This window comes from Rhodobacter sp. Har01, assembly GCF_020564565.1.
Taxonomy (GTDB): domain Bacteria; phylum Pseudomonadota; class Alphaproteobacteria; order Rhodobacterales; family Rhodobacteraceae; genus Pseudogemmobacter.
Map to the genome: position 1 here is coordinate 157615 of NZ_JAJCTD010000001.1, position 25042 is coordinate 182656.

General features: G+C 67.7%; 29 protein-coding genes and 1 other RNA gene. 10 read left to right on the plus strand and 20 right to left on the minus strand.

Annotated features, from left to right (window positions below):
• Positions 1-29 precede the first annotated feature (29 nt).
• Positions 30-185, plus strand: coding sequence for a hypothetical protein (locus LHP98_RS00770; RefSeq protein WP_227250591.1), 156 nt, complete (start codon positions 30-32; stop codon positions 183-185).
• Positions 182-829 carry a DUF1638 domain-containing protein gene (locus LHP98_RS00775; protein ID WP_227251516.1) on the plus strand — a complete coding sequence of 216 codons (648 nt, stop codon included), beginning with the start codon at positions 182-184 and terminating at the stop codon, positions 827-829. Before LHP98_RS00770 ends, LHP98_RS00775 begins: the two co-directional genes overlap by 4 nt.
• Positions 830-844: 15 nt before the next feature.
• Here the strand turns inward: LHP98_RS00775 and LHP98_RS00780 are convergent, their stop codons facing one another.
• On the minus strand, positions 845-1414 hold the full coding sequence (locus LHP98_RS00780; protein ID WP_227250592.1) for a porin family protein: 570 nt from the start codon (positions 1412-1414) through the stop codon (positions 845-847).
• Between the two features lie 56 nt (positions 1415-1470).
• The gene (locus LHP98_RS00785) at positions 1471-1722 is read right to left on the minus strand and encodes a ribbon-helix-helix domain-containing protein (protein WP_227250593.1); all 252 of its coding nucleotides are present in this window, start codon (positions 1720-1722) and stop codon (positions 1471-1473) included.
• Positions 1723-1905: 183 nt separating this feature from the next.
• Between LHP98_RS00785 and LHP98_RS00790 the strand changes: the two genes are divergently transcribed.
• Positions 1906-2157 carry a hypothetical protein gene (locus LHP98_RS00790; protein ID WP_227250594.1) on the plus strand — a complete coding sequence of 84 codons (252 nt, stop codon included), beginning with the start codon at positions 1906-1908 and terminating at the stop codon, positions 2155-2157.
• Here the strand turns inward: LHP98_RS00790 and LHP98_RS00795 are convergent.
• From LHP98_RS00795 to LHP98_RS00835, 9 genes are all read right to left on the minus strand, one after another.
• Positions 2148-2342: a DUF4169 family protein gene (locus LHP98_RS00795; RefSeq protein ID WP_227250595.1), complete on the minus strand. Its 195-nt coding sequence runs from the start codon at positions 2340-2342 to the stop codon at positions 2148-2150. The genes LHP98_RS00790 and LHP98_RS00795 overlap by 10 nt on opposite strands.
• Before the next feature lies 1 nt (position 2343).
• Positions 2344-3738 (minus strand): class II fumarate hydratase, encoded by a 1395-nt coding sequence (gene fumC, locus LHP98_RS00800; RefSeq protein WP_227250596.1) that lies wholly within the window; start codon positions 3736-3738, stop codon positions 2344-2346.
• An 88-nt stretch (positions 3739-3826) separates the two neighbouring features.
• The gene (locus LHP98_RS00805; RefSeq protein WP_227250597.1) at positions 3827-4381 is read right to left on the minus strand and encodes a class I SAM-dependent methyltransferase; all 555 of its coding nucleotides are present in this window, start codon (positions 4379-4381) and stop codon (positions 3827-3829) included.
• 4 nt (positions 4382-4385) lie between these two features.
• Positions 4386-4847: an SspB family protein gene (locus tag LHP98_RS00810; protein WP_227250598.1), complete on the minus strand. Its 462-nt coding sequence runs from the start codon at positions 4845-4847 to the stop codon at positions 4386-4388.
• 85 nt (positions 4848-4932) lie between these two features.
• The gene (gene chrA, locus LHP98_RS00815; RefSeq protein WP_227250599.1) at positions 4933-6183 is read right to left on the minus strand and encodes a chromate efflux transporter; all 1251 of its coding nucleotides are present in this window, start codon (positions 6181-6183) and stop codon (positions 4933-4935) included.
• Entirely contained in the window at positions 6180-6977 is a 798-nt protein-coding gene (locus tag LHP98_RS00820; RefSeq protein WP_227250600.1) for a chromate resistance protein ChrB domain-containing protein, read from the minus strand. Before LHP98_RS00820 ends, chrA begins: the two co-directional genes overlap by 4 nt.
• Positions 6978-7159: 182 nt before the next feature.
• Positions 7160-7514: a transfer-messenger RNA gene (ssrA, locus tag LHP98_RS00825) on the minus strand.
• Between the two features lie 3 nt (positions 7515-7517).
• Positions 7518-7955 (minus strand): GNAT family N-acetyltransferase, encoded by a 438-nt coding sequence (locus LHP98_RS00830; protein ID WP_227250601.1) that lies wholly within the window; start codon positions 7953-7955, stop codon positions 7518-7520.
• 97 nt (positions 7956-8052) lie between these two features.
• On the minus strand, positions 8053-9099 hold the full coding sequence (locus LHP98_RS00835; protein ID WP_227250602.1) for an ABC transporter substrate-binding protein: 1047 nt from the start codon (positions 9097-9099) through the stop codon (positions 8053-8055).
• 205 nt (positions 9100-9304) lie between these two features.
• Between LHP98_RS00835 and LHP98_RS00840 the strand changes: the two genes are divergently transcribed.
• The 7 genes from LHP98_RS00840 (at position 9305) to LHP98_RS00870 (ending at position 16680) form a co-directional block, all read left to right on the plus strand.
• A complete protein-coding gene (locus tag LHP98_RS00840) occupies positions 9305-10297 on the plus strand; it encodes an MDR family oxidoreductase (RefSeq protein ID WP_227250603.1) in 993 nt (330 codons plus the stop codon).
• Between the two features lie 262 nt (positions 10298-10559).
• Positions 10560-11786, plus strand: coding sequence for an aminotransferase class V-fold PLP-dependent enzyme (locus LHP98_RS00845; protein ID WP_227250604.1), 1227 nt, complete (start codon positions 10560-10562; stop codon positions 11784-11786).
• 137 nt (positions 11787-11923) lie between these two features.
• Positions 11924-13339 carry a cryptochrome/photolyase family protein gene (locus tag LHP98_RS00850; protein ID WP_227250605.1) on the plus strand — a complete coding sequence of 472 codons (1416 nt, stop codon included), beginning with the start codon at positions 11924-11926 and terminating at the stop codon, positions 13337-13339.
• A 55-nt stretch (positions 13340-13394) separates the two neighbouring features.
• Entirely contained in the window at positions 13395-14612 is a 1218-nt protein-coding gene (locus tag LHP98_RS00855; protein ID WP_227250606.1) for an SAM-dependent methyltransferase, read from the plus strand.
• A 5-nt stretch (positions 14613-14617) separates the two neighbouring features.
• Positions 14618-15061, plus strand: coding sequence for a TrgA family protein (locus LHP98_RS00860; RefSeq protein ID WP_227250607.1), 444 nt, complete (start codon positions 14618-14620; stop codon positions 15059-15061).
• Positions 15037-15960 (plus strand): NUDIX domain-containing protein, encoded by a 924-nt coding sequence (locus LHP98_RS00865; RefSeq protein WP_227250608.1) that lies wholly within the window; start codon positions 15037-15039, stop codon positions 15958-15960. The genes LHP98_RS00860 and LHP98_RS00865 overlap by 25 nt, the downstream gene beginning before the upstream one ends.
• 60 nt (positions 15961-16020) lie before the next feature.
• Entirely contained in the window at positions 16021-16680 is a 660-nt protein-coding gene (locus LHP98_RS00870; RefSeq protein WP_227250609.1) for a GntR family transcriptional regulator, read from the plus strand.
• A 103-nt stretch (positions 16681-16783) separates the two neighbouring features.
• On the opposite strand, the gene LHP98_RS00875 is transcribed toward LHP98_RS00870, so the two are convergent.
• The 9 genes from LHP98_RS00875 to hypB form a co-directional block, all read right to left on the minus strand.
• Positions 16784-17623, minus strand: a complete 840-nt coding sequence (locus tag LHP98_RS00875; RefSeq protein WP_227250610.1) for a fumarylacetoacetate hydrolase family protein — start codon at positions 17621-17623, stop codon at positions 16784-16786.
• A gap of 140 nt (positions 17624-17763) precedes the next feature.
• Positions 17764-19155 carry a PucC family protein gene (locus LHP98_RS00880; protein ID WP_319638903.1) on the minus strand — a complete coding sequence of 464 codons (1392 nt, stop codon included), beginning with the start codon at positions 19153-19155 and terminating at the stop codon, positions 17764-17766.
• 215 nt (positions 19156-19370) lie between these two features.
• Complete coding sequence (locus LHP98_RS00885) at positions 19371-19553, minus strand: light-harvesting protein (RefSeq protein WP_227250612.1); 183 nt, start codon at positions 19551-19553, stop codon at positions 19371-19373.
• Positions 19554-19567: 14 nt separating this feature from the next.
• Entirely contained in the window at positions 19568-19723 is a 156-nt protein-coding gene (locus tag LHP98_RS00890; protein ID WP_227250613.1) for a light-harvesting protein, read from the minus strand.
• A 483-nt stretch (positions 19724-20206) separates the two neighbouring features.
• Positions 20207-21229 carry a hydrogenase expression/formation protein HypE gene (gene hypE, locus LHP98_RS00895; protein WP_227250614.1) on the minus strand — a complete coding sequence of 341 codons (1023 nt, stop codon included), beginning with the start codon at positions 21227-21229 and terminating at the stop codon, positions 20207-20209.
• A gap of 43 nt (positions 21230-21272) precedes the next feature.
• Positions 21273-22409 (minus strand): hydrogenase formation protein HypD, encoded by a 1137-nt coding sequence (hypD, locus tag LHP98_RS00900; protein ID WP_227250615.1) that lies wholly within the window; start codon positions 22407-22409, stop codon positions 21273-21275.
• Positions 22406-22702 carry a HypC/HybG/HupF family hydrogenase formation chaperone gene (locus LHP98_RS00905; protein WP_227250616.1) on the minus strand — a complete coding sequence of 99 codons (297 nt, stop codon included), beginning with the start codon at positions 22700-22702 and terminating at the stop codon, positions 22406-22408. Before LHP98_RS00905 ends, hypD begins: the two co-directional genes overlap by 4 nt.
• A 3-nt stretch (positions 22703-22705) precedes the next feature.
• Complete coding sequence (locus tag LHP98_RS00910) at positions 22706-24184, minus strand: sigma-54-dependent transcriptional regulator (RefSeq protein WP_227250617.1); 1479 nt, start codon at positions 24182-24184, stop codon at positions 22706-22708.
• The gene (gene hypB, locus LHP98_RS00915) at positions 24181-25041 is read right to left on the minus strand and encodes a hydrogenase nickel incorporation protein HypB (RefSeq protein WP_227250618.1); all 861 of its coding nucleotides are present in this window, start codon (positions 25039-25041) and stop codon (positions 24181-24183) included. Before hypB ends, LHP98_RS00910 begins: the two co-directional genes overlap by 4 nt.
• Position 25042: the final 1 nt, after the last annotated feature.

Genomic DNA, 25042 nt, shown 5'->3' on the forward strand with positions numbered 1-25042 from the left:
CCCAGATTGGAGACATGGAGGGCAAGACCATGCCGCTCACGCATTTTCTGGGACTTCTGGCACTGGTGATCCTGGCCGCGGGTCTGACGGTGCTGCTTCTGGTCTGGACCGAGGCGCCGCTGGCGGCGGTGGCTTTCGCGGCGCTGGTTGGCAGTCTGATCCTTGGGGTCCGTCAGTGGCGGTGACGCCGTCTGATGATGTGCTGACCGAAGAAGGACTGGCCGAAACCCGGCAGGGGCGGGTTCTGCTGGTCGCCTGTGGGGCCTTGGCGCGCGAAATCCTAGACCTGCGCGCTGCCAATCGCTGGACCCACCTTGACCTGCAATGCCTGCCTGCGAACCTGCACCTCTGGCCCGATCGGATCGTTGCGGTGGTTGAAGAAACCGTGCGGGCGCGGCGCGGCGACTACGAACAGATCTTCGTTGTCTATGCTGACTGCGGGACCGGTGGTCAATTGTTTGAAAAGTGCAAGGAATTGGGCGTCGAGATGGTCGAGGGCCCGCATTGCTATTCGTTTTTCGAAGGAAACGCGGCCTTCGCGGCCCATTCCGAGACCGAAATCACAGCCTTCTACCTGACCGATTTCCTGGTCCGCCAGTTTGATGCCTTTGTCTGGCGGCCGATGGGACTGGACCGCCACCCCGGCCTGCGGGACATGATGTTCGGCAATTACGAAAAGCTGGTCTATCAGGCCCAGACCGACGACCCGGCACTGGACGCCAAGGCCCGCGACTGCGCCGCAAGACTGGGCCTGGCCTATGAACGCCGCTTCACCGGCTATGGCGATCTTGCCGCCACGCTGGGGCGCGTGGCGGCCGATCCGGGCTGAAGCAGCCCTGCGCCGTCAGAACGTCATGCCCAGACGAAGGCCGAAGGTCGTGACATCCGCTTCAAAAGGATAGTCTCCGTCCATGCCGCGCTGCAGGATCTCGGCGCCAAGGAAAACCGAATCCGAGACGATCATGTCCGCACCCAGGCCGACCAGCAGACCATCGACGTCATAGGTGTCCGTCGGGTCGCCCTCTTCCCATTCCGACCAGCCATAGCCCAGCACGCCATAGATCAGCGCCTGGTTCACCGCATAGCCGCCACGCATCTTCACATCGAACGTGTGGTTGAAATTGTAGTCGGGAAACTCGTCCGTGCCATCGACTTCGCTGTAGTCGGTCTTGGCGTAGGAAAGTTCCACGCCATAGGCCCAGGCGCCGGTCGCCATCATGTAGCCGCCGAACACCCCATAGCCGTTGCCTTCGATGTCGTAGGTGGTGCCGCCGCCGTAGTCCTGCGATCCGTTGCCGATGCCGGCCTGAAGACCGACATAGGGGCCGGCCCAGGCGCTGGCATCCTGAGCTTGCGCTGCGGTGCCCGATGCCAGAAAGACGGCAAGCACACCGAGATGAATCTTTGAGGTCATGACGAAATTGCTCCTCGCTCTTCGTGCAGGAAGCGTGGATCAGCTTGTTCGTGCAATCAACCCTGCCGCAAAGAAGAATCCGCGCTGCGGACTTCCCGCAACACGAACACCCGGATCGCCGAGGCCAGGCCCACGTCGCCCTGCCGTGCGGCGTCGATGTCCGAGGCCAACAGGTTGACGGCGACCCCGCGCGCGGCGGCGATGCTGCGCAAGGCGTCCCAGAATTCGGGTTCCAGCGACACGCTGGTGCGGTGGCCGTGCAGGGTCAGCGAGTGCTTCTGCGGGCGAAGCGAAGGGGGCAGGGTCATGACGCGATGGTAGCCGGACCGGGGCGGCGGGGAAAGCCGGCGCGGGTACAGCCTGACGTTGCGTCAGATCGCCTTCAGGGGGAACACACGGTCTTGGTTCCCCCTATCTTTCGCACTGTCATCTGGCCATATTCGCCCGGTCCGGGATGCTGCCGCCCTTCCCGGTCCTGGGGGACTTCACCGATGATGAGCTTGGACTTTCTGGGTCTGGGTAAATGGCAAGGCCGAAAGGCCAAGGCTCCGTTTCGCATTGCCGTTCCGGCGTTCCGGATGCCCGAGCCGAAGGCGGTGCGCCAGGTGCCGAAGGGTCCGCTTTCACGCGAGGAAGTCACCGCCGTCTTCACCGACGTGCTGAGCCGCGAGTCGCTCTGGACCGCACGCGAGCGCGAAGAGCAGGCGCATGCCGCCCGCATCCGCGCCGCGATCTACTCCTGATCCTTCTCCGCGCTGTCGCGCAGATGACCATCCAGATCCCGGGCCGCCTTGGCGGCCCGCGCCGTTTCAAGCGCGCGCTCGGCCGTGCTGCGGCCGAACTTGGCGGCATTGGCGTCTGCGGTCGCGCGGGCGGCCTTGCGGGCCGCCTGCTTCTTGGCCGTGCGCAGGTTGACGATCTTGGCCATGTCAGCCTTTCGGGCTGATCATGTCTTCGGGGCGCACCACGCGGTCGAAGGTCTCGGCATCGACATAGCCCAGGGCGATGGCCTCTTCGCGCAGGGTGGTGCCGTTCTTGTGTGCGGTCTTGGCCACCTTGGTCGCGGCGTCATAGCCGATGGTGGGCGCCAGCGCAGTGACCAGCATCAGCGATTCCTTCATCAGCTTGTCGATCCGCGCGACGTTGGCTTTGGTGCCGACCACCATGTTGTCGGTGAAGCTGCCGGCCGCGTCGCCCAGAAGCTGGATCGATTGCAGCACGTTGTAGGCCATCATCGGGTTGTAGACGTTCAACTCGAAATGCCCCTGGCTGCCGGCAAAGCCGACCGCCGCGTCGTTGCCCATGACATGCGCGCAGACCATGGTCAGCGCCTCGGCCTGGGTCGGGTTCACCTTGCCCGGCATGATGCTGCTGCCGGGTTCGTTTTCCGGCAGGATCAGCTCGCCCAGACCCGAGCGGGGGCCGGAGCCCAGAAGCCGCAGGTCGTTGGCGATCTTGAACAGGCTCGCCGCCACCGTTTTCAACGCGCCCGAGAACATCACCATGGCGTCATGCGCCGCGAGGGCCTCGAACTTGTTCGGGGCGGTGACGAAGGGCAGGCCGGTGATCTCGGCAATCGCCGCCGCGACCCGCACATCCCAGCCGACCCGCGTGTTCAGCCCGGTGCCGACGGCGGTGCCGCCCTGCGCCAGTTCATAGATGTCGGGCAGGCAGGCCTTGACCCGGGCCAGCCCCTTGTCGACCTGGGTGGCGTAACCGGAGAACTCCTGCCCCAGCGTCAGGGGCGTGGCGTCCTGGGTGTGGGTCCGGCCGATCTTGATGATGTCCTTGAACTCGGCCGACTTGGCCCAAAGCGCCGACGCCAGCTTTTCCAGCCCCGGCAGCAGCACGTCGCGGGTGTGCATGCCGATGGCGACGTGCATCGCGGTGGGGAAGGTGTCGTTCGACGACTGGCCCATGTTCACATGGTCGTTCGGGTGGACGGGCTTCTTCGACCCCTTCACCCCGCCCAGCATCTCGATGGCGCGGTTGCTGATCACCTCGTTGGCGTTCATGTTCGACTGGGTGCCCGAGCCGGTCTGCCAGACCACCAGCGGGAAGTTGTCGTCGAAGCGGCCCGCGATCACCTCGGTCGCGGCGGCCGCGATGGCCTGACCCAACTCGGCCGAAATATCCCCCTGGGCGATGTTCACCAGGGCGCAGGCCTTCTTGATCACCCCCAGGGCGCGGATGATAGGCACCGGCTGGCGCTCCCAGCCGATCGGGAAGTTGATGATCGAGCGCTGCGTCTGCGCGCCCCAGTACTTGTCGGCGGGAACCTCCAGCGGGCCAAAGCTGTCGGTCTCGGTTCGGGTCACGGTCATCGGAGTCTCCTGCAAGCTCTCACCGCCCGCATAGCTGCGCCGCAGCGCGAAATCAATCGGTATGCGATGGTATGCCGAAGGCCGCCCTTCAGGCCCGGCGGAAGCGGTAGACCCGGGCCGGGGGCAGGTTGGCCCAGATCTGGTGGCCCTTGTTCACCCGCAACCCCAGCGCGGCAATGATGTCCGGCGGCAGTGGCGGGCGCGGCCCGTAGGTGAACTGCACATAGGTCCCGCGCGGGGCAAGGATGCGGAAGGCGGCGGCGACGATGGCCCGGCGCAGCGGTTCCGGCATCGACAGCAGCGGCAGGCCCGAAACCACGGTCTGCACCCCGGGCCACAGATATTCATGCGCCGCCTCGGCCCCCGCCTGCAGCACCGTTACCCCGGGGAAACGGGCGCGAAGATGCTGGATGAATTCTTCGTCCAGCTCGAACAGCGTCAGGTTCGCGGGCGGCACGCCGCGCGCCAGGATCGCCTCGGTGAACCGCCCGGTGCCGGGGCCGAACTCGACCACCCGACCCGAGGCCGGGCCAAGCCCCATGGTCATCGCCCGCGCCAGGGTGCGCGACGACGGCGCAATGGCCGACACCTGCCGCGGATTCTGCAACAGGCGGCGGCGGAACAGGTCCAGGTCGTCTGCCAAAGGGCTACTGCTTGCGAAAACGGTCGAGACGGACGATCTCGGCATCATGCGGCGGCGGGTCGTCATCGCCATCGTCGCTGTCCTCGGCGCTGTCCTCTTCGCCCTCATCCTCATCATGGCTTTCGAAGCGCAGGCCGAATTCGACTGACGGGTCGACGAAGGTGCGCACGGCATCGAAGGGAATCACCAGCGGCTCGGGCTGGTTGCCGAAGTTCAGCGTGACAGAGAAGCCGTCGTCGGTCACCTCGAGGTTCTCATACCAGTGCTGGATCACCACGGTCATTTCAGACGGATAGCGCGCCTTCAGCCAATCGGCGATGGCGACGTCGGGGTGAGTGGTGTCGAAGGTGATGAAGAAGTGGTGCGCGCCAGGCAAGCCGTTTTCGGCGACGTCCTGCAGGACGCTCTGGATCAGCCCGCGCATCGCCCGGTGCATGAGATTGCCATAGTCGATGCTGCGCACCATGCGATGCCCCTTCGTCCGTTGCGGCCAGCATAGGGGATTCGTTGCCCAAGGAAAGGGGGCCGAGGCGGCTGGATGCAACCTGCGCCTAAAGCACCCGGACGGCAGCCGACAGCGCCGCCGAAACCGCCAGAACGGCGACCAGCGGCCAGTGCCGGACCAACAGCAGAACCGCCGCCAGGCCGGCCAGACCGGCCGCAAGCGGGCGCAGCGAGGACGGGTCGGGCCACAAGAGCCGAAGCGGCCCAAGGGTCAGCGTCGAGACCTCGGCGAACAGGACGTGCAGGGCGAACCACAGCGACAGATTGGCGATGACGCCGACCACGGCGGCGGTGATGGCCGCCAGCGCTCCGGACAGCCGGGGGGTCCGGGTCAGCCGCTCGATGAAGGGGGCGCCGGCGAAGATGAACAGGAACGAGGGGACGAAGGTCATCCAGACCGCGATGGCGGCCCCGGCCAGACCCATCAGCCAGCCGCCGGCGGCGTGGGCAGCCAGGTAACCGACGAATTCGTTGACCAGGATCAGCGGGCCGGGCGTGGTTTCGGCCAGGCCCAGCCCATCCATCATCTGCGTCAGGCTGAGCCAGCCGCGGGTTTCCACCACCTCCTGCGCCATCCAGGCCAGCACCGCATAGGCGCCACCGAAGGTCAGGATGGCAAGCTTGGAAAAGAACAGGCCGATCTCTGCCAGCCGCGCGGGGGCAAAGGCCACCAGCAACGCCAGCGGGCCAAGCCAGGCCATCAGGCCGACCGCAGCGGCGCGCAGGGACCGCGCCAGGGCGGCTGGCGGCGGCGCGTCGGGTGCAGGGCCGGGGCGGGTGGTGAAGAACCCCCACAGGCCGGCGGCGATCAGGATCACCGGGAAGGGCAGGTTCAGCGCGAACAGCCCCAGGAAGGCGGCGACCGCGATCAGCAGCGCCCCGCGAGTCTTCAACGCACGTTTCGAGACGCGGATCAGCGCCTCGATTACAATGGCGATGACCGCGGCCTGCACGCCGGCGAACAGGGCGGCGACCAGCGGCAGCTGGCCGAAAGCGGCATAGACCATGCTCAGCGCCAGCACGACCAGCGCGCCGGGCAGCACGAACAGCCCGCCCGAGATCAGCCCGCCGGGCACGCCGTGCAGCCGCCAGCCGATCCAGGTGGCCAGCTGCATCGCCTCGGGGCCGGGCAGCAGCATGCAGAAGGACAGCGCGCGCAGGTAGTCACCTTCCGCCACCCATTTCTTCTCGTCCAGGATGATGCGGTGCATCAACGCGATCTGCGCCGCCGGACCGCCGAACGACAGGCAGCCGATGCGGGCGAAGGTCCGGGTCAGCTCGGCCAGTGCGACCGTCATTCGCGGCGCCCCGCCGGCCAGTCATGGCCTTCCTCGTGGCCGTCGCGGGCCCAGCGGTAGAGCGCGTCGTAGAGGGCGATGCCGGCGTCCAACTGGGCCAGGTCGTCGCGATACATCCGCGACAGCCCGACCGACAACGCCAGCAGCCCCGCCGCCTGCGGCGCAAGCTCGTGCCGGTCGGTGTCGGCGCCGCGGATGACCAGCGCCATCCGGTCCAGCGCCTCGGTATGCAGGTCGAAATCGTCGAGCAACGCATCGAACGTGCAGTGCGCGCCGCGGTGGCTGAAGGGCACGTCCTCGATATCGAACGGGATCGCGCCGAAGTGTTCGGCCACCGCCGGAACTTCGGCCGGGGTGACGAACAGGAAGCGGGCGGCGGGGTTGATGAAGCGGCGGATCAGCCAGGGGCAAGCGATGCGGTCGATCTTCGGCCGGTGGCGGGTGACCCAAGGCGTGCCGGGGGCGGGCAGGGCGGCAATGGGCAGCATCGGCAGCCCGGCCTCGGCCCAGGCCAGGGTGCCGCCGTGCAGCACCTCGGCCTGCCAGCCCATCGTGCGCAGCAGCGCCGCCGCGCCTTCCGAAAGCTTGCGGCCGCGGGTGCAGGCGACGATGGCGCGGCCCGGCGGCCCGGCCAGCGTGGCGATGGCGTCGTGCGCGACGCGCCGGGCGGTGGGCAGGGTGCGGGGCAGGGCGGCGATGTCTTCGGGCAGGCGCACGTCGAACACCGTCGGCGCGTCGGGCGTGCCGATCAGGCGAAAGGCCTGGGCGGGAAGGATCAGTCCGAATCCGGGCATGGGGGGCATCCTTGGCAAGGGGTCAGGGATGCGACGCTTGGGCCGGGGCCTCACGGGGTGTTCGCGGACCCCATGCGCAAAAGGGTTAGGCCGGGATGCCCGGGCGGTCAAGCGGCTGCGCCACGTCATGACGTTTGCCATGCGTCGTGCCGACGCGGGCCATACCAAATGGAAGGGGTTAAGGTGCAGGTTTCTGTTGCCAGGTACCTGCGAACCCCGCCCTACGCGGCTAAGCGCAGGGGCTTAAGTTTGATGTTGCGAGCCGCTTACGCGGCCAGCGCCATCGGAGCACGGTTGTCATTGGCAACTGTGATCTTGGACCGATAACGGTGGTACCTCACCGAGCGAAAGCTGGCCTCTTTGGTCGTTCGTCGATCCTATTTCGGCCCCACACGCCCGCAATGAACGGGAGGATTGGTGGAGCCGCCGGGTACCGCCCCCGGGTCCGAGCCGATTATTACAGGTGCGTTTATCGCCATAGTCCGGGTTGCCCCGGACAGGAAGAATATAGGCGCATCGCGCATGCGCCACAAGATGGGATCAGGCCACATTCGCGGGCGCCGGGTATTCCAGGAAGATGCGCTCTGCGGTCTCGAACAGCGGCTGCATGCCTTCGCGTTGGTAGAAGGCAAGCGCCCGGCTGTTGCTGCGGAGCACGGAAAGACGCAAGGCCAGCCCGGCAGCCCCGGCCTGCGATCTGGCCAGGGCAAGCAGGCGGCGCCCATGTCCCCGGCCCTGCCAGTCGGGGACAAGGTAAAGCTTCCGCAGACGCAGGTGGTCGGCGCCCGGTTCAACCACCAGATAGCCCGCTGCAAGCCCGCCGATCTCGTAGATGCGGGTGTTGCAAAGGTCGAAGGCGCTTGGCTCCGAAGGGAGAAATCGGCCCCAGAGGCTGACGGCGTGCTCTTCCATGACCTCGCGTTCGAGATCCTCAAGGAACCCCAGGTCTGAGGGACGGGCAGGGCGCAGCACGTTCATGCGCCGAATTGTGCGAGTCTTGCGAAACAGGAAAATGACAAAGGCCCGGGCCGGCGAATACCGGCCCGGGCCCTGGTTCTGGTCAGACGTCAGGCGGTCAGAAGCCCGATTTGATCAGTTCGAATTCCTCGATCATCTTGTCGCGGAATTCCTGGCTGGTGGGCGTCTGGGCGAACAGCGTGGTCGTCACCGGGTCGATGTAGCTGGCCTTCAGCGTCTCGGCCGGGATCTCGGCCATCGCGGCGTCATTCGACAGCGCATAGCCGATGGCATCCAGCAGCGGCTGGGCCGAACTGTGGGCCAGCAGCGAGTTGATGAAGTCGTAGGCCTTGTCTTCGCTGCCGGGCGCGTCCTTCATGTTGACGAAGCCGCAGAACCAGGTGGCCGCACCCTCGGCGGGCGCGCGGTTGAAGCCGACCGGGAAGTTCTCGGACAGCAGGATCGCCACCGGGTCGTTCCACGACCAGGCGATCTGCACCTCGCCCGAGGCCATCAGCTGCGACAGTTCCGACGGGTCGGCCCAGTAGCTGCGGACATTCGGATGCACCTTGCGCAGCCAGTCGGCGGCGGCCTGGAACTGCTCGTCGGTGACGCTGTCCCAGTTGGTCAGGCCGGTGGCGAGGAAGGCCAGCGACCAGATGTCGTCGGTGTTGTCGGGCAGCGAGATGCGGCCGGCGTATTTCGGGTCGGCAAAGACCTGAAGGGTGCCGACATCGGCCTCGGGCACCGTCTCCTTGTTGTAGGCGATGGCGGTGTAGGCATAGTCGGTGGGGATGAACCACTGGCCCGCGTCATCCTTGAAGGCCTCGGTCATGCGGGCCGGGATATTGGCGAACTCGGGGATCTTGGCGGGGTCCCAGGGCTCGATCAGCCCGGCGTCCTTGTAGCGCGGCACAGCGGCCGAGCAAGGGTGGACGACATCGGCCTTGAAGCCGGACGACACCTTCTGGAAGGCCTCGTCATCGTCGGCGTAGAAGACGTAGCTGGGCTTCTGGCCGTGCTTGTCGACATAGGGCTGCAGCATGCCGTCGATCTCCCACCCGGCCCAGTCGAGCACGGTGAATTCGGGGTCGGCGGCGCGGGCGGCGGTGGCAAGGACCAGCACCGAGGCGGCGGTGGTCAGGAGACGGAAGGATCGGGTCATCGGGACTCCTCTGTCGGCGGCCGGCGCTCTTCCCCAAGCGGCCGTCCATGGGTGGCGGAGCGACGCTATGACAGGGTTTCAGCTGTCACAAGCGCATTTTTGAATGTGGGAGGTCCGGTACCGTGCGGCAAGGACGCGGGGCATGCAATTGCCTGTGAAGCGGGCAGCAGGCAGGGTTGGGGAAAGGGATTCGGGAGGGGCGGCGATGTTTCGGGCAGTGCTGATGGAGAAGGCCGAGGACGGCGCGGCGGAGGCGCGGTTGGCAGATCTCGACGAAGCGGCGCTGCCGCCGGGCGAGGTGACGGTTGCGGTCGAGTATTCGACCGTCAACTACAAGGACGGGCTGTGCCTGTCGGCCAGTGGTGGTGGGCTGGTGCGGGTCTGGCCGCATGTGCCTGGGATTGATTTCGCCGGTCGGGTCGAGACATCGGATGACCCGCGCTGGAACCCCGGCGACCGGGTGATCCTGACCGGCTGGCGGGTGGGCGAGGCGCAGTGGGGCGGCTTTGCGCAAAAGGCCCGGGTGCGGGGCGACTGGCTGGTCGCGGTGCCGGCGGGCCTGACCACGCGGACGGCGATGGCGGTGGGCACGGCGGGGTTCACCGCGATGCAGGCGCTGATGGCGCTCGAGGACCACGGGCTGGCGCCCGGGCAGGGCGAGGTGCTGGTCACTGGCGCGGCCGGCGGTGTCGGCTCGATCGCGGTGGCGCTGCTGGCGCGGGCGGGGTTTCAGGTGGCGGCGGTGACCGGGCGGCCCGAGACCGAAAGCTATCTCCGCGGTCTGGGGGCGGCGCGGATCGTGCCGCGGGAAGAGATCGCCGAGACGGTGAAGCGGCCGCTCGAGGCCGAGACCTGGGCGGGCTGCATCGATGCCGTGGGGGGCGCGATGCTGGCCCGCGTGCTGGGGCAGTTGAAGGCAGGCGCCAGCGCGGCGGCGGTGGGCAATGCCGGCGGGCTGGCGCTGCCGGCGAGCATCATTCCCTTCCTGCTGCGCGGGGTGAACCTCCTGGGCATCAACTCGGTAACCGTGCCACAGGCGAAGCGGGTCGCGATCTGGGACCGCATCGCCCGCGACCTGGACCTGCGGTTGCTGGAGGGGATGATCCGCCCGGCGCGGCTGGACGAGGTGCCAGCCCTTGGCGCGGCAATCCTGAAGGGGGCGGTGCAGGGGCGCGTTGTGGTGGACGTGAACGCCTGATCGGCGGCGCGCAAGACGCGGGGGCCAGCCCCCGCACCCCCGGGATATTTTCGGACAGATGAAGGGCAGGCAAGCGCGGGTCTGTTCGGGGGTTGCGCGGGGTTTTTGGGGGCGATACTGCTTCTGGCGACGCCGGGGCCTGACCGGGGTCTGGCCCGGGAGAGATATCCCTTGGGTCTGGCTGGAAGACCACGCCCACGGACCGGGATTTCCCGCCTCTGCGGGTGGACCGGCCGCGCGGCCTGACCGAGAGGAGCCGCCCTTGGCGCTTGACCTTGATTTCGTCCGTTCGCAGTTTCCGGCGTTTTCCTCGCCGGTGTTGTCGTCGCATGCCTTCTTTGAAAACGCGGGCGGCAGCTATCCGTGCCGGCAGGTGGTGGACCGGCTGACCCGGTTCTACACCGACCGCAAGGTGCAGCCTTACGCGCCCTATCCCGGCGCGCAGGCTGGCGGGGCCGAGATGGACGAGGCGCGTGACCGGCTGGCCGCGATGATGGGCGTGGCGCGCGAGGAGGTTTCTTTCGGGCCTTCGACCAGCGCCAATACCTATGTTCTGGCGCAGGCGGTGCGGCAGTGGCTGTGCGGCACGGACGGCGCGGTGATGGTGACGAACCAGGACCACGAAGCGAATTCGGGGGTCTGGCGGCGGCTGGCGGACGAGGGCATCGAGGTGCGCGAGTGGCGGGTCGATCCGGGTACGGGGTCACTGGGCCCGGGCGGGCTGTCGGCGCTGTTGCAGGACGGAAAGGTCCGGTTGGTATGTTTTCCGCACTGCTCGAACGTCATTGCGGAAATCAATGATGTTGCTTCTATTTCAGCCATTTGCCGGGCCGCTGGCGCGCGGACGGTGGTCGATGGCGTGAGCTATGCGCCGCACGGGTTTCCGGATGTTCCGGCGCTGGGCTGTGACGTCTATCTGTTCTCGGCCTACAAGACCTTTGGCCCGCATCAGGGCATCATGGTGCTGCGCGAGGCCTTCGGGTTCGAACTGCCGGGGCAGGCGCATTTCTTCAACCAGGGCACGCTTTACAAGCGCCACACGCCGGCGGGGCCGGACCACGCCCAGATCGCGGCCTGTGCCGGCATGGCGGATTACGTCGATGCGCTGGCGGCGCGGCACGGCATCACCGGCAATGCGGCGGCGCGGAACCGTGGCGTGCATGACCTGATGCGGGCGCAGGAAGTTGCCGCCATCCAGCCTCTGCTGGACTACCTTGGCGGCCGCAACGACCTGCGGCTGATCGGGCCGAGGGACGCCGCCTTGCGGGCGCCGACGGTGGCTGTGGAACTGGCCGGGCCGGCCGAGCCGATGTCGGAAGAGCTGGGCCGGCGCGGGATCGCCTGCTGGGCCGGCGATTTCTACGCCGTCCGGCCGCTGGAGGCGCTGGGGATCGACCGCGACAAGGGTGTGTTGCGGATGTCGGCGGTGCATTACACCAGCGCCGAGGATGTGGCCCGCCTGATCGCCGCGCTGGACGCGGTGCTTTAGTCCCTTGCCGAGCTTGGGAGGCGCTGCCCCCCGCTGTCGCGGCTGCCCGGGTTGCTTTTGCATAGGGGAAGGCGGGGGGCCGGTGATCCGGGGCCGCCGCTGCCGCGTATCAGACGGCAAGAGAAGATGGATTCCCGATGACCGATACGCCGTTGATCCTGTGGTTCCGCCGCGACTTGCGGCTGGCGGACCATCCGATGCTGGCGGCGGCAGTGGCTTCGGGCCGGCCGTTGATTCCGGTTTTCCTGCTGGACCCCGAGACCGAAGGCCAGGGAGCGGCGCCGAAGTGGCGGCTGGGGCTGGGGGTGGAGCATTTCGCGGCGCGCCTGGGCGCCATGAGGTCGCGGCTGACGCTGCGGCGCGGGCCGGCACTGGACGCTTTGCAGCGCCTGATCGGGGAAACCGGGGCGGGCGGGGTCTGGTGGTCGCGGCTGTATGATCCGGCCTCGGTCGCGCGCGACGCGGGCGTGAAGGCGGCGCTGAAGGCGGCGGGGGTCGAGGCGCGGTCCTTCGCGGGGCATCTTCTGCATGAGCCCTGGGAGGTGGAGACCGGGCAGGGCGGCGCCTATCGCGTGTTCACGCCGTTCTGGAACGCGTTGCGCGGGCGGCCGGTGCCGGTGCCCGCCGCGGCGCCGGTGGCTCTGCGGGGGCCGACTTCCTGGCCCGCATCGGACCGGCTGGCGGATTGGCGGCTGGGGGCGGCGATGAACCGCGGCGCTGCGGTGGTGGCGGCGCATGTCCGGGTGGGCGAGGACAAGGCGCGGGCGCGGCTGGTCGAATTCCTGGACCGGATCGCTCCGCGCTATGCCGAGACGCGGGATCTGCCGGGGGTGGATGGCACCTCGCGGCTGTCCGAGCCGCTGACCTATGGCGAGATCGGCATTCGCGAGGTCTGGCATGCGGGCCATCGCGCGATGCAGGAAGGCGCGGCGGGGGCGGGCAGTTTCCTGCGCGAACTGGCCTGGCGCGAGTTCAGCTATCACCTGATGCACCACACGCCGCAGATCACCCAGGCCAACTGGAAGCCCGAGTGGGACGATTTCCCCTGGGCCGGCGACAGCCCCGCGGCCGAGCGGTGGCGCCGGGGCATGACGGGCGAGCCCTTTGTCGATGCCGCCATGCGCGAGATGTATGTCACCGGCACGATGCACAACCGCGCCCGGATGATTGCGGCCAGCTACCTGACCAAGCATCTGATGACGCATTGGATGCTGGGCCAGGCATGGTTTGCCGACTGCCTGACCGACTGGGACCCGGCCGCGAATGCGATGGGCTGGCAGTGGGTGGCCGGCAGCGGGCCGGATGCCGCGCCCTATTTCCGGGTGTTCAACCCGGCGGGCCAGGCCGCGAAGTTCGACGCCGACGGCGCCTATCGCCGCCGCTTCATCGCCGAAGGGCAGGGCGCCCGGGCCCCCGCTCAAGCGCGGGCCTACTTCGAGGCGGTTCCGCGGTCCTGGGGACTTGATCCGCAGGCGCCTTATCCGGCGCCGGTGGTCGATCTGGCGGAGGGCCGCTCGGTTGCCCTTGCGGCATACGGGGCACGAGAGACTTGAGCCAGAACACCACATCTGAAATCCTGAAATGACGACAAGACCCTTGGGGGGGTGAATGGAAATTCTGACCAGCACGGAGGGCCAGACCGGCCTGCCGCGATACTTCCGGCAGGTGTTTCACCTGGCGGCACGGCTGGCCGAGGGCCGGCTGGATTTCGCCTTGTCCGACGGGCGGCGGTTCCGCATCGAAGGCGCCAGGCCCGGGCCGGTGGCCGAGATGGACATCCACTCGGACGACTTGTTCGCCCGGATGATCCGCGAGGGGGAACTGGGGTTCTGCGACGCCTACCTGGAAGGCGACTGGACGACGCCGGACCTGCAGGCGTTCCTGGACCTGATCCAGTTGCCGGCGAACAACCACGTCAACGACGCCTTTCCCGGCATGGGCCTGGTGCGCGCCTTTGAACGGTTGCGGTTCTGGCTGCAGTCGAACAGCCGCAAGCAGGCCAAGAAGAACATCGCAGCGCATTACGACCTGGGCAACGATTTCTACCGGCTCTGGCTGGACGAGAGCATGACCTATTCCAGCGCGCTGTTTCGCACCGGGCAGGAAAGCCTGGAGCGCGCGCAGGAGGCGAAGTACGAAAGCATGGTGGATTGCATCGGGGCGCAGCCGGGCGACCATGTGCTGGAGATCGGCTGCGGCTGGGGCGGCTTTGCGGAATATGCCGCCGCCAAGCGGGGCCTGCGCGTCACCGGGCTGACCATCAGCCAGGCCCAGCACGACTATGCCGTGGAACGCATCCGCAAGGCCGGCCTCAGCGACCGGGTCGAGATCAAGCTGCAGGACTACCGCGACGAGCGCGGAGCCTACGACGGCATCGCCTCGATCGAGATGTTCGAGGCGGTGGGCGAGAGATACTGGCCGGTCTATTTCCGCAACGTCTTTGACCGGCTGAAGCCCGGCAGAAAGGCCACGTTGCAGGTGATCACCGTGGCCGAAGAGCGCTGGCCGGCCTATCGCCGCGGCGTCGACTTCATCCAGAAGTACATCTTCCCCGGCGGCATGCTGCCGTCGCCCGGAGTCCTGCGGGCCGAGGCCGCCCGGGCCGGGCTGCACACCACCGGCTCAATCGAGTTCGGCGACAGCTACAGCCAGACCCTGCGGCGCTGGCACGAGACCTTCAATGCCCGCTGGTCCGAGGTAAAGCGTCTGGGCTTCGACGACAGGTTCAAGCGGATGTGGGACTTTTACCTGACCTCTTGCGCCGGCGCCTTTCGCGGTGGAAACTGCGACGTGACCCAGATCACGCTCTTGCGACCGGACCCGTAGACATCATGCCCACCGCCGCCAAGCTTGTCGCCGCCCTGTGTTTCGCAGCCGTGGGGTGGCTGGCCGCGAATGCCCATGTGCCGGCCCTGGGTTCAAACGCCTCGGTGGGCGCGTTTCGCGAGATGACGGCGCTGATCGGGCTGTTGATCGGCTGGCGCGTGATGGGAAACCGGGTCGGCAAGGGCATGGCCGAGGCGGTCGGCTCGGGTCTCTTGACCTCGATGCTGCTGGTGTTCTTCGCACTCCTTCTGTTCTCGGGCTATCTGATGATCGACCGGTCGCTGACCTCGCAACCCTATGACGGCCCGATGGACGCGGTGCTGGGGGTGTTCGAGCTGATGATGGAACAGGGCCGCAAGATGCTGACGGTCGGTGTGCTGGGCGTGCTGATCCTGGGCGGCATGCTGGGAGGGGCGGCCGCCGAATGGGCGCGGGCGCGCTGGCGTTGACGCGCGAGGTCGGGCTGCCAGCGGATGCGCGGCTGGATGATGCGCGGCTTGGCGATCTGATTGCGGGCGCGGGCGGCGCGGGCGCAGCGCGATTGTCCTTATGGCGCGCGGCGACCGACGGGCTGCGGGCGCCCGATCCCGAAACCGAACTGCGCCTGGCCGAAGACATCCTGGCATGCATGGACCAGGTGCCGGCCGAGCGTCTGCTGGCCCGGCGCGGGTCGATGCTGGTTCGCGCGGCCTCGGCGGTTCGGGCCGCGGCGACCGCGGCGCCGGCTTCGCTTCGGCACGCTCCGCGGGAGGGCGACCTGACCATCACCGGCCGGCGAACCGACCATGCCGGCTTTTTCGCGCTGGAGACGCTGAGCCTTGCCCATCGTCGTTTCGACGGTGGCACCATGGATGCGGTCCGCCGCGAGGTTCTGGTTGCCTGCGATGCCGTCACCGTGCTGCCCTGGGATCCGTTGCGCGACCGGGTTCTGCTGGTCGAACAGCTGCGCGCCGGCCCGCTGGCGCGCGGCGACGCGAACCCCTGGCAGCTTGAGGCGGTGGCCGGCCGAATTGACGCTGACGAGACGCCGGAACAGGCCGCACGGCGCGAGGCAAAGGAAGAGGCGGGCCTGGTGCTGGACCGGCTGATCCCGGTCGCGGCCTATTATCCGACAACCGGAGCGGTCTCGGAATACATCTGGTCCTTCGTGGCCCCGGTCGATCTGCCCGACGGCAGCGCCGGCGTCCACGGCATCGCTGACGAAGCCGAAGATATCCGGGGCCACCTGATCGGCTTCGAGCAGGCCCTGGCCCTGATCGCCAGTGGCGAGATCGCCAATGCGCCGCTGATCCTGTCGCTATACTGGCTGGCGGGCCGGCGGGCGCAGCTTCCTGCCGCAGGGATTTGATCACATCTTGATTGTGCCGCCCGTCACGCCATAAAGGGCGCGCCAGAGTGAGGGGTGGTCATGGACGCCGACGGCCGCAAGATTCCGACCCACGAGGTGACCTACGCCCGCCTGCGCGACCTGATCCTCTATGGCCATCTCGCCCCGGGGCAGCCGGTGACGATCCAGGGCCTGATCGCCGACCTGGGCGCCGGCATGACCCCGGTGCGCGAGGCGATCCGACGGCTGACGGCAGAGGGCGCGCTTTTGCCGCAGGGCAACCGCCGGGTTGCGGTGCCGCGGATGACGGCGGCGATGCTGGACGAAGTGGCCTTTGCCCGGCTGGCAATCGAGCCTGATCTTGCCCGCCGTGCCGCCGCCCACCTCACGCCGGTGCTGATCGACCGCCTGGCCGCGATCGACGCGGTGGTGACGCGGGCCATCGAGGCCGGCAGCCTGCCCGACTATCTGACCGCGAACCACGCCTTCCACTTCGCGCTGTATGAGGTGGCCGGGGCGCCGGTTCTGCTGGACCTGGCCCAGTCGCTGTGGCTGCGGGCGGGGCCTTCGCTGCGGGCGGTGATCGGCCGTTACGGCCGCTCGGCCCTGCCCGACCGTCACCATGAGGCGCTGGCGGCAATGCGCGCGGGCGATGCGGCCGGCCTTTCGGCGGCCATCGCGCGCGACATCCAGCAAGGCGTGGACCATGTCCGCCAGGCCCTGGCCGAAGGCGGGTTGTGACCGGGCCGATCCTGCAAGGCGGCTGCAAGCTGCCGCAGGACCGATCTCTCTCCATCTCGGGCGGCGGGCAGATTTCGCCTCCCGCCCACCCAGAGGCCCGGATTCAGGCGTCGGCGATGCAGACCTGGCGCTGGCGGCCCAGGCCATCAATCCCCAGATCCACCACGTCGCCGGCCCGCAGATAGCGCGGCGGCTTCTTGCCCATGCCCACCCCCGGCGGCGTGCCGGTCGAAACCACATCGCCCGGATGCAGGGTAAAGAACTGCGACAGGTAGCTGACCAGATGGGCCACCGGGTAGACCATGGTCGCGGTAGACCCCTGCTGCATCGTCTCGCCGTTCACCGTCAGCCACATCTGCAGCGCTTGCGGATCGGGCACTTCGTCCCTTGTCACCAGCCAGGGGCCGATGGGGCCGAAGTTGTCCGAGGACTTGCCCTTCGACCACTGTCCGGCGCGCTCCATCTGATAGGCGCGCTCTGACACGTCGTTGCAGACGAAGTAGCCGGCGATGTGATCCATCGCCTGTGTCTCGGGGATGTACTTGCCGGGCTTGCCGATGACGAAGGCCAGTTCCACTTCCCAGTCGGTCCTTTCGCTGCCGCGGGGGATCAGGATCGGGTCGTCCGGGCCGCAGACGGCCGACGTGTATTTGGCAAAGATCGCCGGCTCTGACGGCACCGCCATGCCGCTCTCGGCGGCGTGGTCGGAATAGTTCAGGCCGATGCAGATGAACTTGCCGATGCCGCCGACGCAGGCGCCCAGACGCGGACTGCCCGGCACCAGGGGCAAGGTGGCGGGGTCGATTCCCTTCAGCGCATCAAGGTTCGCCAGCACCTCGCCGGCGAGGTCGGACACATGGGCCGAAAGGTCGCGCAGGGCGCCGTCCGCGTCGATCAGGCCGGGCTTCTCCGCGCCCCGCGTGCCATAGCGTACCAGTTTCATCGCGATTCCCCCGCTGCGCTGCCAAACACCTCAGCGATGCCACGATCCGCGTCCGCCGGAAAGGCCGCACAGGCGGTGGCCGGGCGGCCCCAGGCGAGGGGAGTCGAGGACGGCGAACAGGTTGCCCTGGTATGCGCCGGTCAGCCGACGGCGGCATTGACCGGCTGCGCCGCTGCCTTGCGGCCCGAGCGCCAGAGCGGCACGGCGACCAGCAATGCCGCGACCAGAAGCACGGCCTCAACCGTGAAGACCGCGACATAGGGCGAAGCGGCGTCGGCACCGCGGCTGCCGGAGGACAGCATCGCATCGCGCAGCACGCCACCCGCCGCGATGGCCAAGCCGGCCGAAGTGGTCTGCACCGCGCCCCAGACCCCCAGCGCCAGACCGATCTGCTGCTTCGGCGCAAGGCGGATGGTCATGGTCAGCGTTCCATGCCCGAACAGACCCGCCCCAAGGCCGGCGGCAAAGGTGGCGGCGGTGAACATCCACACACTCAGGGCCGAGGCAGAGACGATCACCGCGACAAAGGCTGGCGCCCCGACCAGCGCACCCGCGAAGGCCACGCCCAACGGCGCCCGCCCGTTCGCCAGCCAGCGCGACGCACCGACAAAGCCGACCAGCGTGCCAAGCGCCAGCACCACGGTCAGTTTGGTGGTCTGAGCGATCGACATCAGCAGGACCTGACCGCCGAACGGCTCCATCAGCACATCGGCCATGCCGAAGCCGGCGGTGCCGAGCGCGATCATGACCAGAAGCCAGCGAACGCCGCGCACGGCGACAAAGCTGGCCAGCGAACCCGAGAAATCGGCATTGGCTGCCGCCACCTTGGCCAGTCCGCGGGCGCGGTCGCGCGCTTCTTGCTTCCACATGGCGACGACATTCAGGATCATGGTGACCACGGCCGAACCCTGGATGACCTGAACCAGCCGCCCGGGCGAATAGTTCTCCAGCAGCACGCCATAAATCCAGGCACTGAAGATCATGCCCAGCAGCAGCATGACATACATCAGGCCAACAACCTTGGGCTGGTCCCTCTCGGGCACCAGGTCGGTTGCCAGCGCCAGGCCCACGGTCTGCACGATGTGCATGCCCGCACCGACCAGCAGAAAGGCCAGCGCAGCCGAACCGAGGCCCAGCCAGATCGGCGCTTCGGCCGCGTAGCCCTGGCGTGACAGCACCAGCAGCGCCCAGGGCATGATGGCAAAGCCGCCGAACTGCAGCATCGTGCCCTTCCAGATATAGGGCACGCGGCGCCAGCCAAGGGCGGTCTGAAGAACATCGGACCGGAACCCGATCAAGGCGCGGAAGGGGGCAAAGAGAAGCGGCAGGGCCAGCATCCCGCCGACCAGCGACGCGGGCACGTCCAGTTCGACAATCATCACTCGGTTCAGCGTGCCAGCCAGCAGCACCATGGCCATGCCGACGGTGACCTGGAACAGGGACAGGCGCAGCAGGCGGGAAAGGGGAATCTCTGCGGATGCGACTTCGGCGAACGGCATCCAGCTCAGGCTGACCGTCGCGAGTTTGTTCACCACACGCTGCTTGAGATTGCCCATTGACCCTGATCACCCGATCATTTCTGGGGGCACACGCTGACTGGCGCGGCACCAGCGTCGCCCGAACGTAAAGCGTGCCGGAGGACCGGGGCTCCTGCCCTAAAGAGGAGCGCGCTGCACCGAAGGGCGCAGCGCGCAAGGATCCGTTTCAGAACCTAAACGTCAGAGACTGTTGGCGGCAAGGCCGCCGGTCAGCTTCCGACCGCTACGCCGGCACCATTGGTGAGCGGCATGCCATTCCAGTACTCACCGAACCAGGTGGTCTGCGACAGGACGCCGAGATGCACCACGAGGGCGGTCACGGCAACAGCGGCCAGCATCACCGGAATACCGGTCGACGGTTTGACAACGAGCCAGACTTTCGGGAAGATCATGATTCAGCCCTCCCTCAACCAAGCCACGGCGTGGCAACGGCGGCCAGCGCGTGCGCGACGACGGCCAGGCCGCCAAACATACGAGTGCCGAGGATCAGTTGCTCATGCACTTCTTCGGCTTCTTTCAGGGTCAGCCCAGTCGGCCAGACCTTATCGGGATCGTCAGCCATGTGATTACTCTCCTTTTGCTTGGCCGTCTGATGTTTAACGAGAGTGATTGCCGAACTCTCGACGGTGCCTTCGGGCCGAGACCCTGAGTCCGTAGAAAGACCATGTCATGTTTTGTTGACACATTCAACTGTCACTAAATGCTTACATCAGACGCATGTTTGTTTTCGGGCCGAAACCCAGGCCGAGAGTCCTCCAGGCTCACCTCCCGGCCACGGCAGGGCTGGAGTCTTGCGAATAAAAGCTATAATAAACAACATGTTGCAATTCCGGTTTCCGACCTGCCCGCACCGTACCGCCGCTGCTGCGTCCTTCTGTCACTCTGCGCTGCGGGGCGGCGTGAAGGCGCAAACCGCCGTCGCATAAAGGTCTCGAGCCGCTGTGTCGGGCCAATCCCGGGCAGTCTGGGGCGCTGCCAGCCCTGGTCCGGGCGCAGGCCGATCACGGCCGCAATCCGCATACCATCGTGTACGGAATCGGGCGGCTCAGCAGATGCGGGGCAGTTGTTCGCCCACCAGCATGTCAACGATGCGGGCGCCACCAAAGGCCGTGCGCAGGCTGACGCGGCCCGGTGGGCCGGAAAGGGCCTGCCCGATCTGCACCGCACCCACGCCTTCGGGCAGGCTGCGCAGGGCAGCCAACGCGGTCGCGGCCTGTTCGGGCGGGCAGAACAGGACAAGGCGGCCCTCATTGGCCAGATAGAGCGGGTCGAGGCCCAGGATTTCACAGACCCCCACGACCTCGGGGCGCAGCGGCAAGCGGGTTTCGTCCAGTTCCACGGCGATGCTGGCCTCGGCCGCCATCTCGTTCAAGGCGCTGGCCAGCCCGCCCCGGGTGCAGTCGCGGGCGGCGGTGATCCCGGGCGCGGCCGCCAGTGCCGCCTGCATCAGGTGGCCCAGGCTGGCGCAGTCGCTGTCGAGGTCGCTCGAAAGCGCCAGGTCGCCGCGCGCGGCCAGAATGGCGGCACCATGGTCGCCCAGCACGCCGTTGACAATCACCGCATCGCCGGGGCGGATGCGGGCGGCGCCGATGTCCACGCCGGGCGGGATGACACCGATCCCGGCGGTGGTGATGAAGATGCCATCGGCCTTGCCGCGGTCAACCACCTTGGTGTCGCCGGTGACGATGCGGACGCCGGCCCTTGCGGCCTCGGCCGCCATGGTGGCGACGATGCGGCGCAGCAAGGCGATCTCGCAGCCTTCCTCGATGATGAAGGCGGCCGACAGCCACAAGGGACGCGCCCCACCGACCGCCAGGTCGTTGACAGTGCCGCAGACCGCCAGCTTGCCGATGTCGCCGCCGGGGAATTCCAGCGGCGTCACCACGAAGCTGTCGGTGGTGAAGGCCAGCCGGGCACCGGGCTGGCGCAGGGCCTCGTCCATCAGCCGCGCCTGGTCTTCGCTGCCCGGGGGGTGGAAGACGCCGGTGAATACCTCTTCGATCAGGTCGCGCATGGCACGGCCGCCGCCGCCATGGGCGAGCGTTACATGGGTGTCACGGAGCGCCATCGCCGATCCTTTCCCGGGATTCGAATTTTCGTCGAAAATTCGGTCACTCCGCTGCCACCCGCGCGCCGGCGTATTGCCAATAGGCGGCGCAGGCCCCTTCCGACGACACCATCAGCGCGCCCAGCGGCAAGTCCGGCGTGCAGCCCTTGCCGAATTGCGGGCAGCCGGTGGGTTTCAGCTTGCCGGTCATCACCGCACCGCAGGCGCAGCCCTCGACTTCGGGCACGTTGCGGCTGCCGGCGGCATAGCCAATGCCGAATTTCTCTTCGGCATCGAAGGCGGCATATCTGGAGCGGATGCGCAGCCCCGAGGCGTCGATTTCCCCAAGTCCCCGCCATTCGAAGCTGGCGCGGCGTTCGTAGACGTCGGCGATGGCGGCCAGCGAGACCGGGTTGCCGTGTTCCGGCACCACGCGGGCATACTGGTTTTCGATGGCCGCCCGGCCCTCGGCGATCTGGGTCACGACCATGAGAACGGATTGCAGAAGGTCGGTCGGCTCGAACCCGGCCACAACGATGGGTTTGCCATAGTCGCGGGCAATGAAGTCGTAGGGGTGGATGCCGATCACCATCGATACATGGCCGGGGCCGATGAAGCCGTCGAGGCACATGTCGGGATCGTCGAGCAGGGCCTTGATCGGCTCGGGCACGGTGATGTGGTTGCAGAACACCGAGAAGTTGGTGAGTCCTTCGCGGGCAGCCTGCTGAATGGACAGCGCTGTCGAGGGCGTGGTCGTCTCGAACCCCAGCCCGAAGAACACCACTTCGCGGCCGGGGTTGCGGCGGGCCAGTTCCAGCGCGTCCAGCGGCGAATAGACCATGCGGATGTCGGCGCCGGTGGATTTCGCCTGCAAGAGGCTCTTGCGGTGGCCCGGCACGCGCATGGCGTCGCCGAAGGTGGTGAAGATCACGCCCGGACGTTCGGCGATCTCGACGCATTCATCGACGCGGGCCATCGGCAGCACGCAGACCGGGCAGCCGGGGCCATGGATGAACTCGATCCCCTCGTGGATCAGCTTGTCCAGCCCGTAGCGAAAGATCGAATGGGTGTGGCCGCCGCAGATCTCCATGATGTGGACGGGGCGCGCGCGCGTCGCTCCGATCTCGTCCACCTTGCGGGCGATGGCGGACAGCAGGGCGCGGGCGGCGACGGGGTCGCGGAATTCCGAGGCGAACTTCATGCCCCAACCTCCACGGCCAAGGCCTCGTCCGACCGTGCCATCTGCTCCAGCGTCTCCTGTGCCTCGCCCAGGTCGCGCAGGGCGTCCAGCGTTTTCGCCGCCTCGTCTTCGTCGATCAGGCTCATGGCAAAACCGACGTGGATCAGGACCCATTGCCCGACCAGCGCGTCAAGGTCCGCCCCCGCCACACAGGCGACGTTGACCTCGCGCCGCACGCCCGACACCTCGGCCATGGCCATCAGGCGGGCGGCGTCGGTGATGGCGGTGATCCGGCCGGGAATTCCCAAACACATCGCCTAATCCTCCTCGTCTTCATGCACCCGGCCCGAGGGGTCGGCGATGCCGTAGCGGTCAAGCTTGGCACGCAGGCCCACCCGCGACAGGCCCAGTTCCACCGCAGCGCGGGACTTGTTCCAGCGGTGGCGGGTCAGCGTTTCGCGCAGGATGCGCATCTCGATCAGCTCGACCCGGTCCTTCAGCGTGCCGGCGGCGGTCAGCACGCCATCCGCCGTGCGGTCGGCGCCGGCGTCTGAGGGCGGGGCCTGCAGGATGGCGCGGCTGATCAGTTCGGCGCCCAGCACGGGGGACTGTGCGAAGATCAGCATCCGCGTCACTTCGTTCCTCAGGTCGCGAAGGTTGCCGGGCCAGTCGTAATTTTCAAGGAACTCCAGCGCGGCCGGGGTGAAACCGTGGGTCGGCTTGCCGTGCCGGGCCGACAGATCGGCCAGGAAGTCCTGCGCCAGGATCGCCACGTCGCCCCGCCGGGCGCGCAGCGGCGGGATGGCCAGTTCGGCCACCGAAAGGGCGAAGTAGAGGTCCGGCCGAAAGGCCCCGTCGGCGACGCGGGCCGCCAGGTCGACGCCCGCTCCCGCGATGAAGCGCAGGTTGGAGGTCAGCACCTCCTGCCCGCCCTGGGGGGTGAAGCTGCCCTCATCCACCAATCGCCAAAGCGCCAGTTGCAGCGCCGGGCTGGCGTGTTCTATGCCTTCCACGAACAGTGTGCCGCGGTCGGCCTTCTGCGCCAGGCCGATCTTGTTCACGCCCCCCGGCAGCACGCCGCGCTTGGCGCCGAAGAGTTCCACCAGCGCCAGATCTTCCGGCAGGCCGGCCAGGTTGATTGCGTGGAACGGCTTGTCCGACCGCAGGCTGCCGAAATGGATGGCGCGCGCCAGCCGCGCCCGGCCGGTGCCGGCTTCGCCCACCAGCAGCACCGGCACGTCGAAACTGGCATAGTGGCGGGCGGTGTCGATCAGCGCATTCATCGGGCTGGTAGGTGACCGCAGCAAGGTTTCGAACCCCATCCCATCGCGCAGGGCCGAACGGCGCTTTTCCAGCTTGGTCTGCGCGGTCGAGGCAAGGAAGCGCATCTCCAACGCCATGCGTTCGTTCTCGCGCGCGAGCGCGAAGAGCTTGGCGCCGTTGCGGGCGGCCATCAGCAGCTGGTCGGGATGCCAGGGCTTGGTCAGGAACTGGTGGATGCCGGCGTCGTTGATCGCCTGGGCCATGGCGGCAGGGTCGGTATAGCCGGTGATGACGATGCGCACCGCATCGGGCCAGCGTTCGCGGATATCGGTCAGAAGCTCGACCCCGGTCCGCCCCGGCATGCGCTGGTCGCAGATCACCACTTGCACCCATTCCTGTTCCATTCGGATCAGGGCGGCGTCGGCGTCGGGCGCGGTGACGCAGTCGAATTCGTCCTCCAGCGCCATCCGCATGGCTGAGATCGAATGCGGCTCGTCATCGACCAGCAGCACGGTGGGGCGCGGCGCGGTCATGCCTTTTCCGCCAGCCGGGCGCGCAGCCAGTCCAGCCAGGCCGCCATGCCGTCGCCGGTGCGGGTGGACAGCCGCAGGATCTCGATGCCCGGGTTCACCCGGCGCAGGTTGGCTTCGTAAAGCTCAAGGTCCACGTCGCAATGCGGCGCGAGGTCGGTCTTGGTCAGGATCGCCAGCCGCGATGCGGTGAACATGTCGGGGTATTTCAGCGGCTTGTCCTCGCCCTCGGTGACCGACAGGATCGCCACCTTGGCATCCTCGCCCAGATCGAACCCGGCCGGGCAGACCAGATTGCCGACGTTCTCGATGAACAGGAACGACTGCGGGCGGGGCCGCAGGTCGTCAATGGCGGCGCCCACCATCTGCGCATCCAGATGGCAGCCCTTGCCGGTGTTGATCTGGATCGCGCGGGCGCCCGTCGCACGGATGCGGTCGGCATCGGCCGAGGTCTGCTGGTCGCCCTCGATCACCGCCAGGGGGGCATCGCCCAAGGCTTCGATGGTCTTGCACAAGAGCGTGGTCTTGCCCGAGCCGGGCGAGGAGACCAGGTTCAGCGCCAGCACGCCCAGCGCATCCAGCACCCGGCGGTTGCCCTGCGCCAGCGCGTCGTTCTTGGCCAGGATCGAGGTTTCCACTTCGATCAGCCGGGCCTGCGTCAGGCCAGGGACCGAGACCCCTGCGGCGCCCTGGCCGTAGTGGTGGTGGTCGTGCCCGGCCTGGACATGCGGGAACGGCAGCGGCGCGGGCTGGAACGCCGGCGCGTGGCTGTGCGGCAGGCCCAGCCGGTGCGCCTCGTCATGGCTGATCACCCGGCCGTCGGCCGTGACCGTGTCGGAACATCCGCAGACCGTGCACATC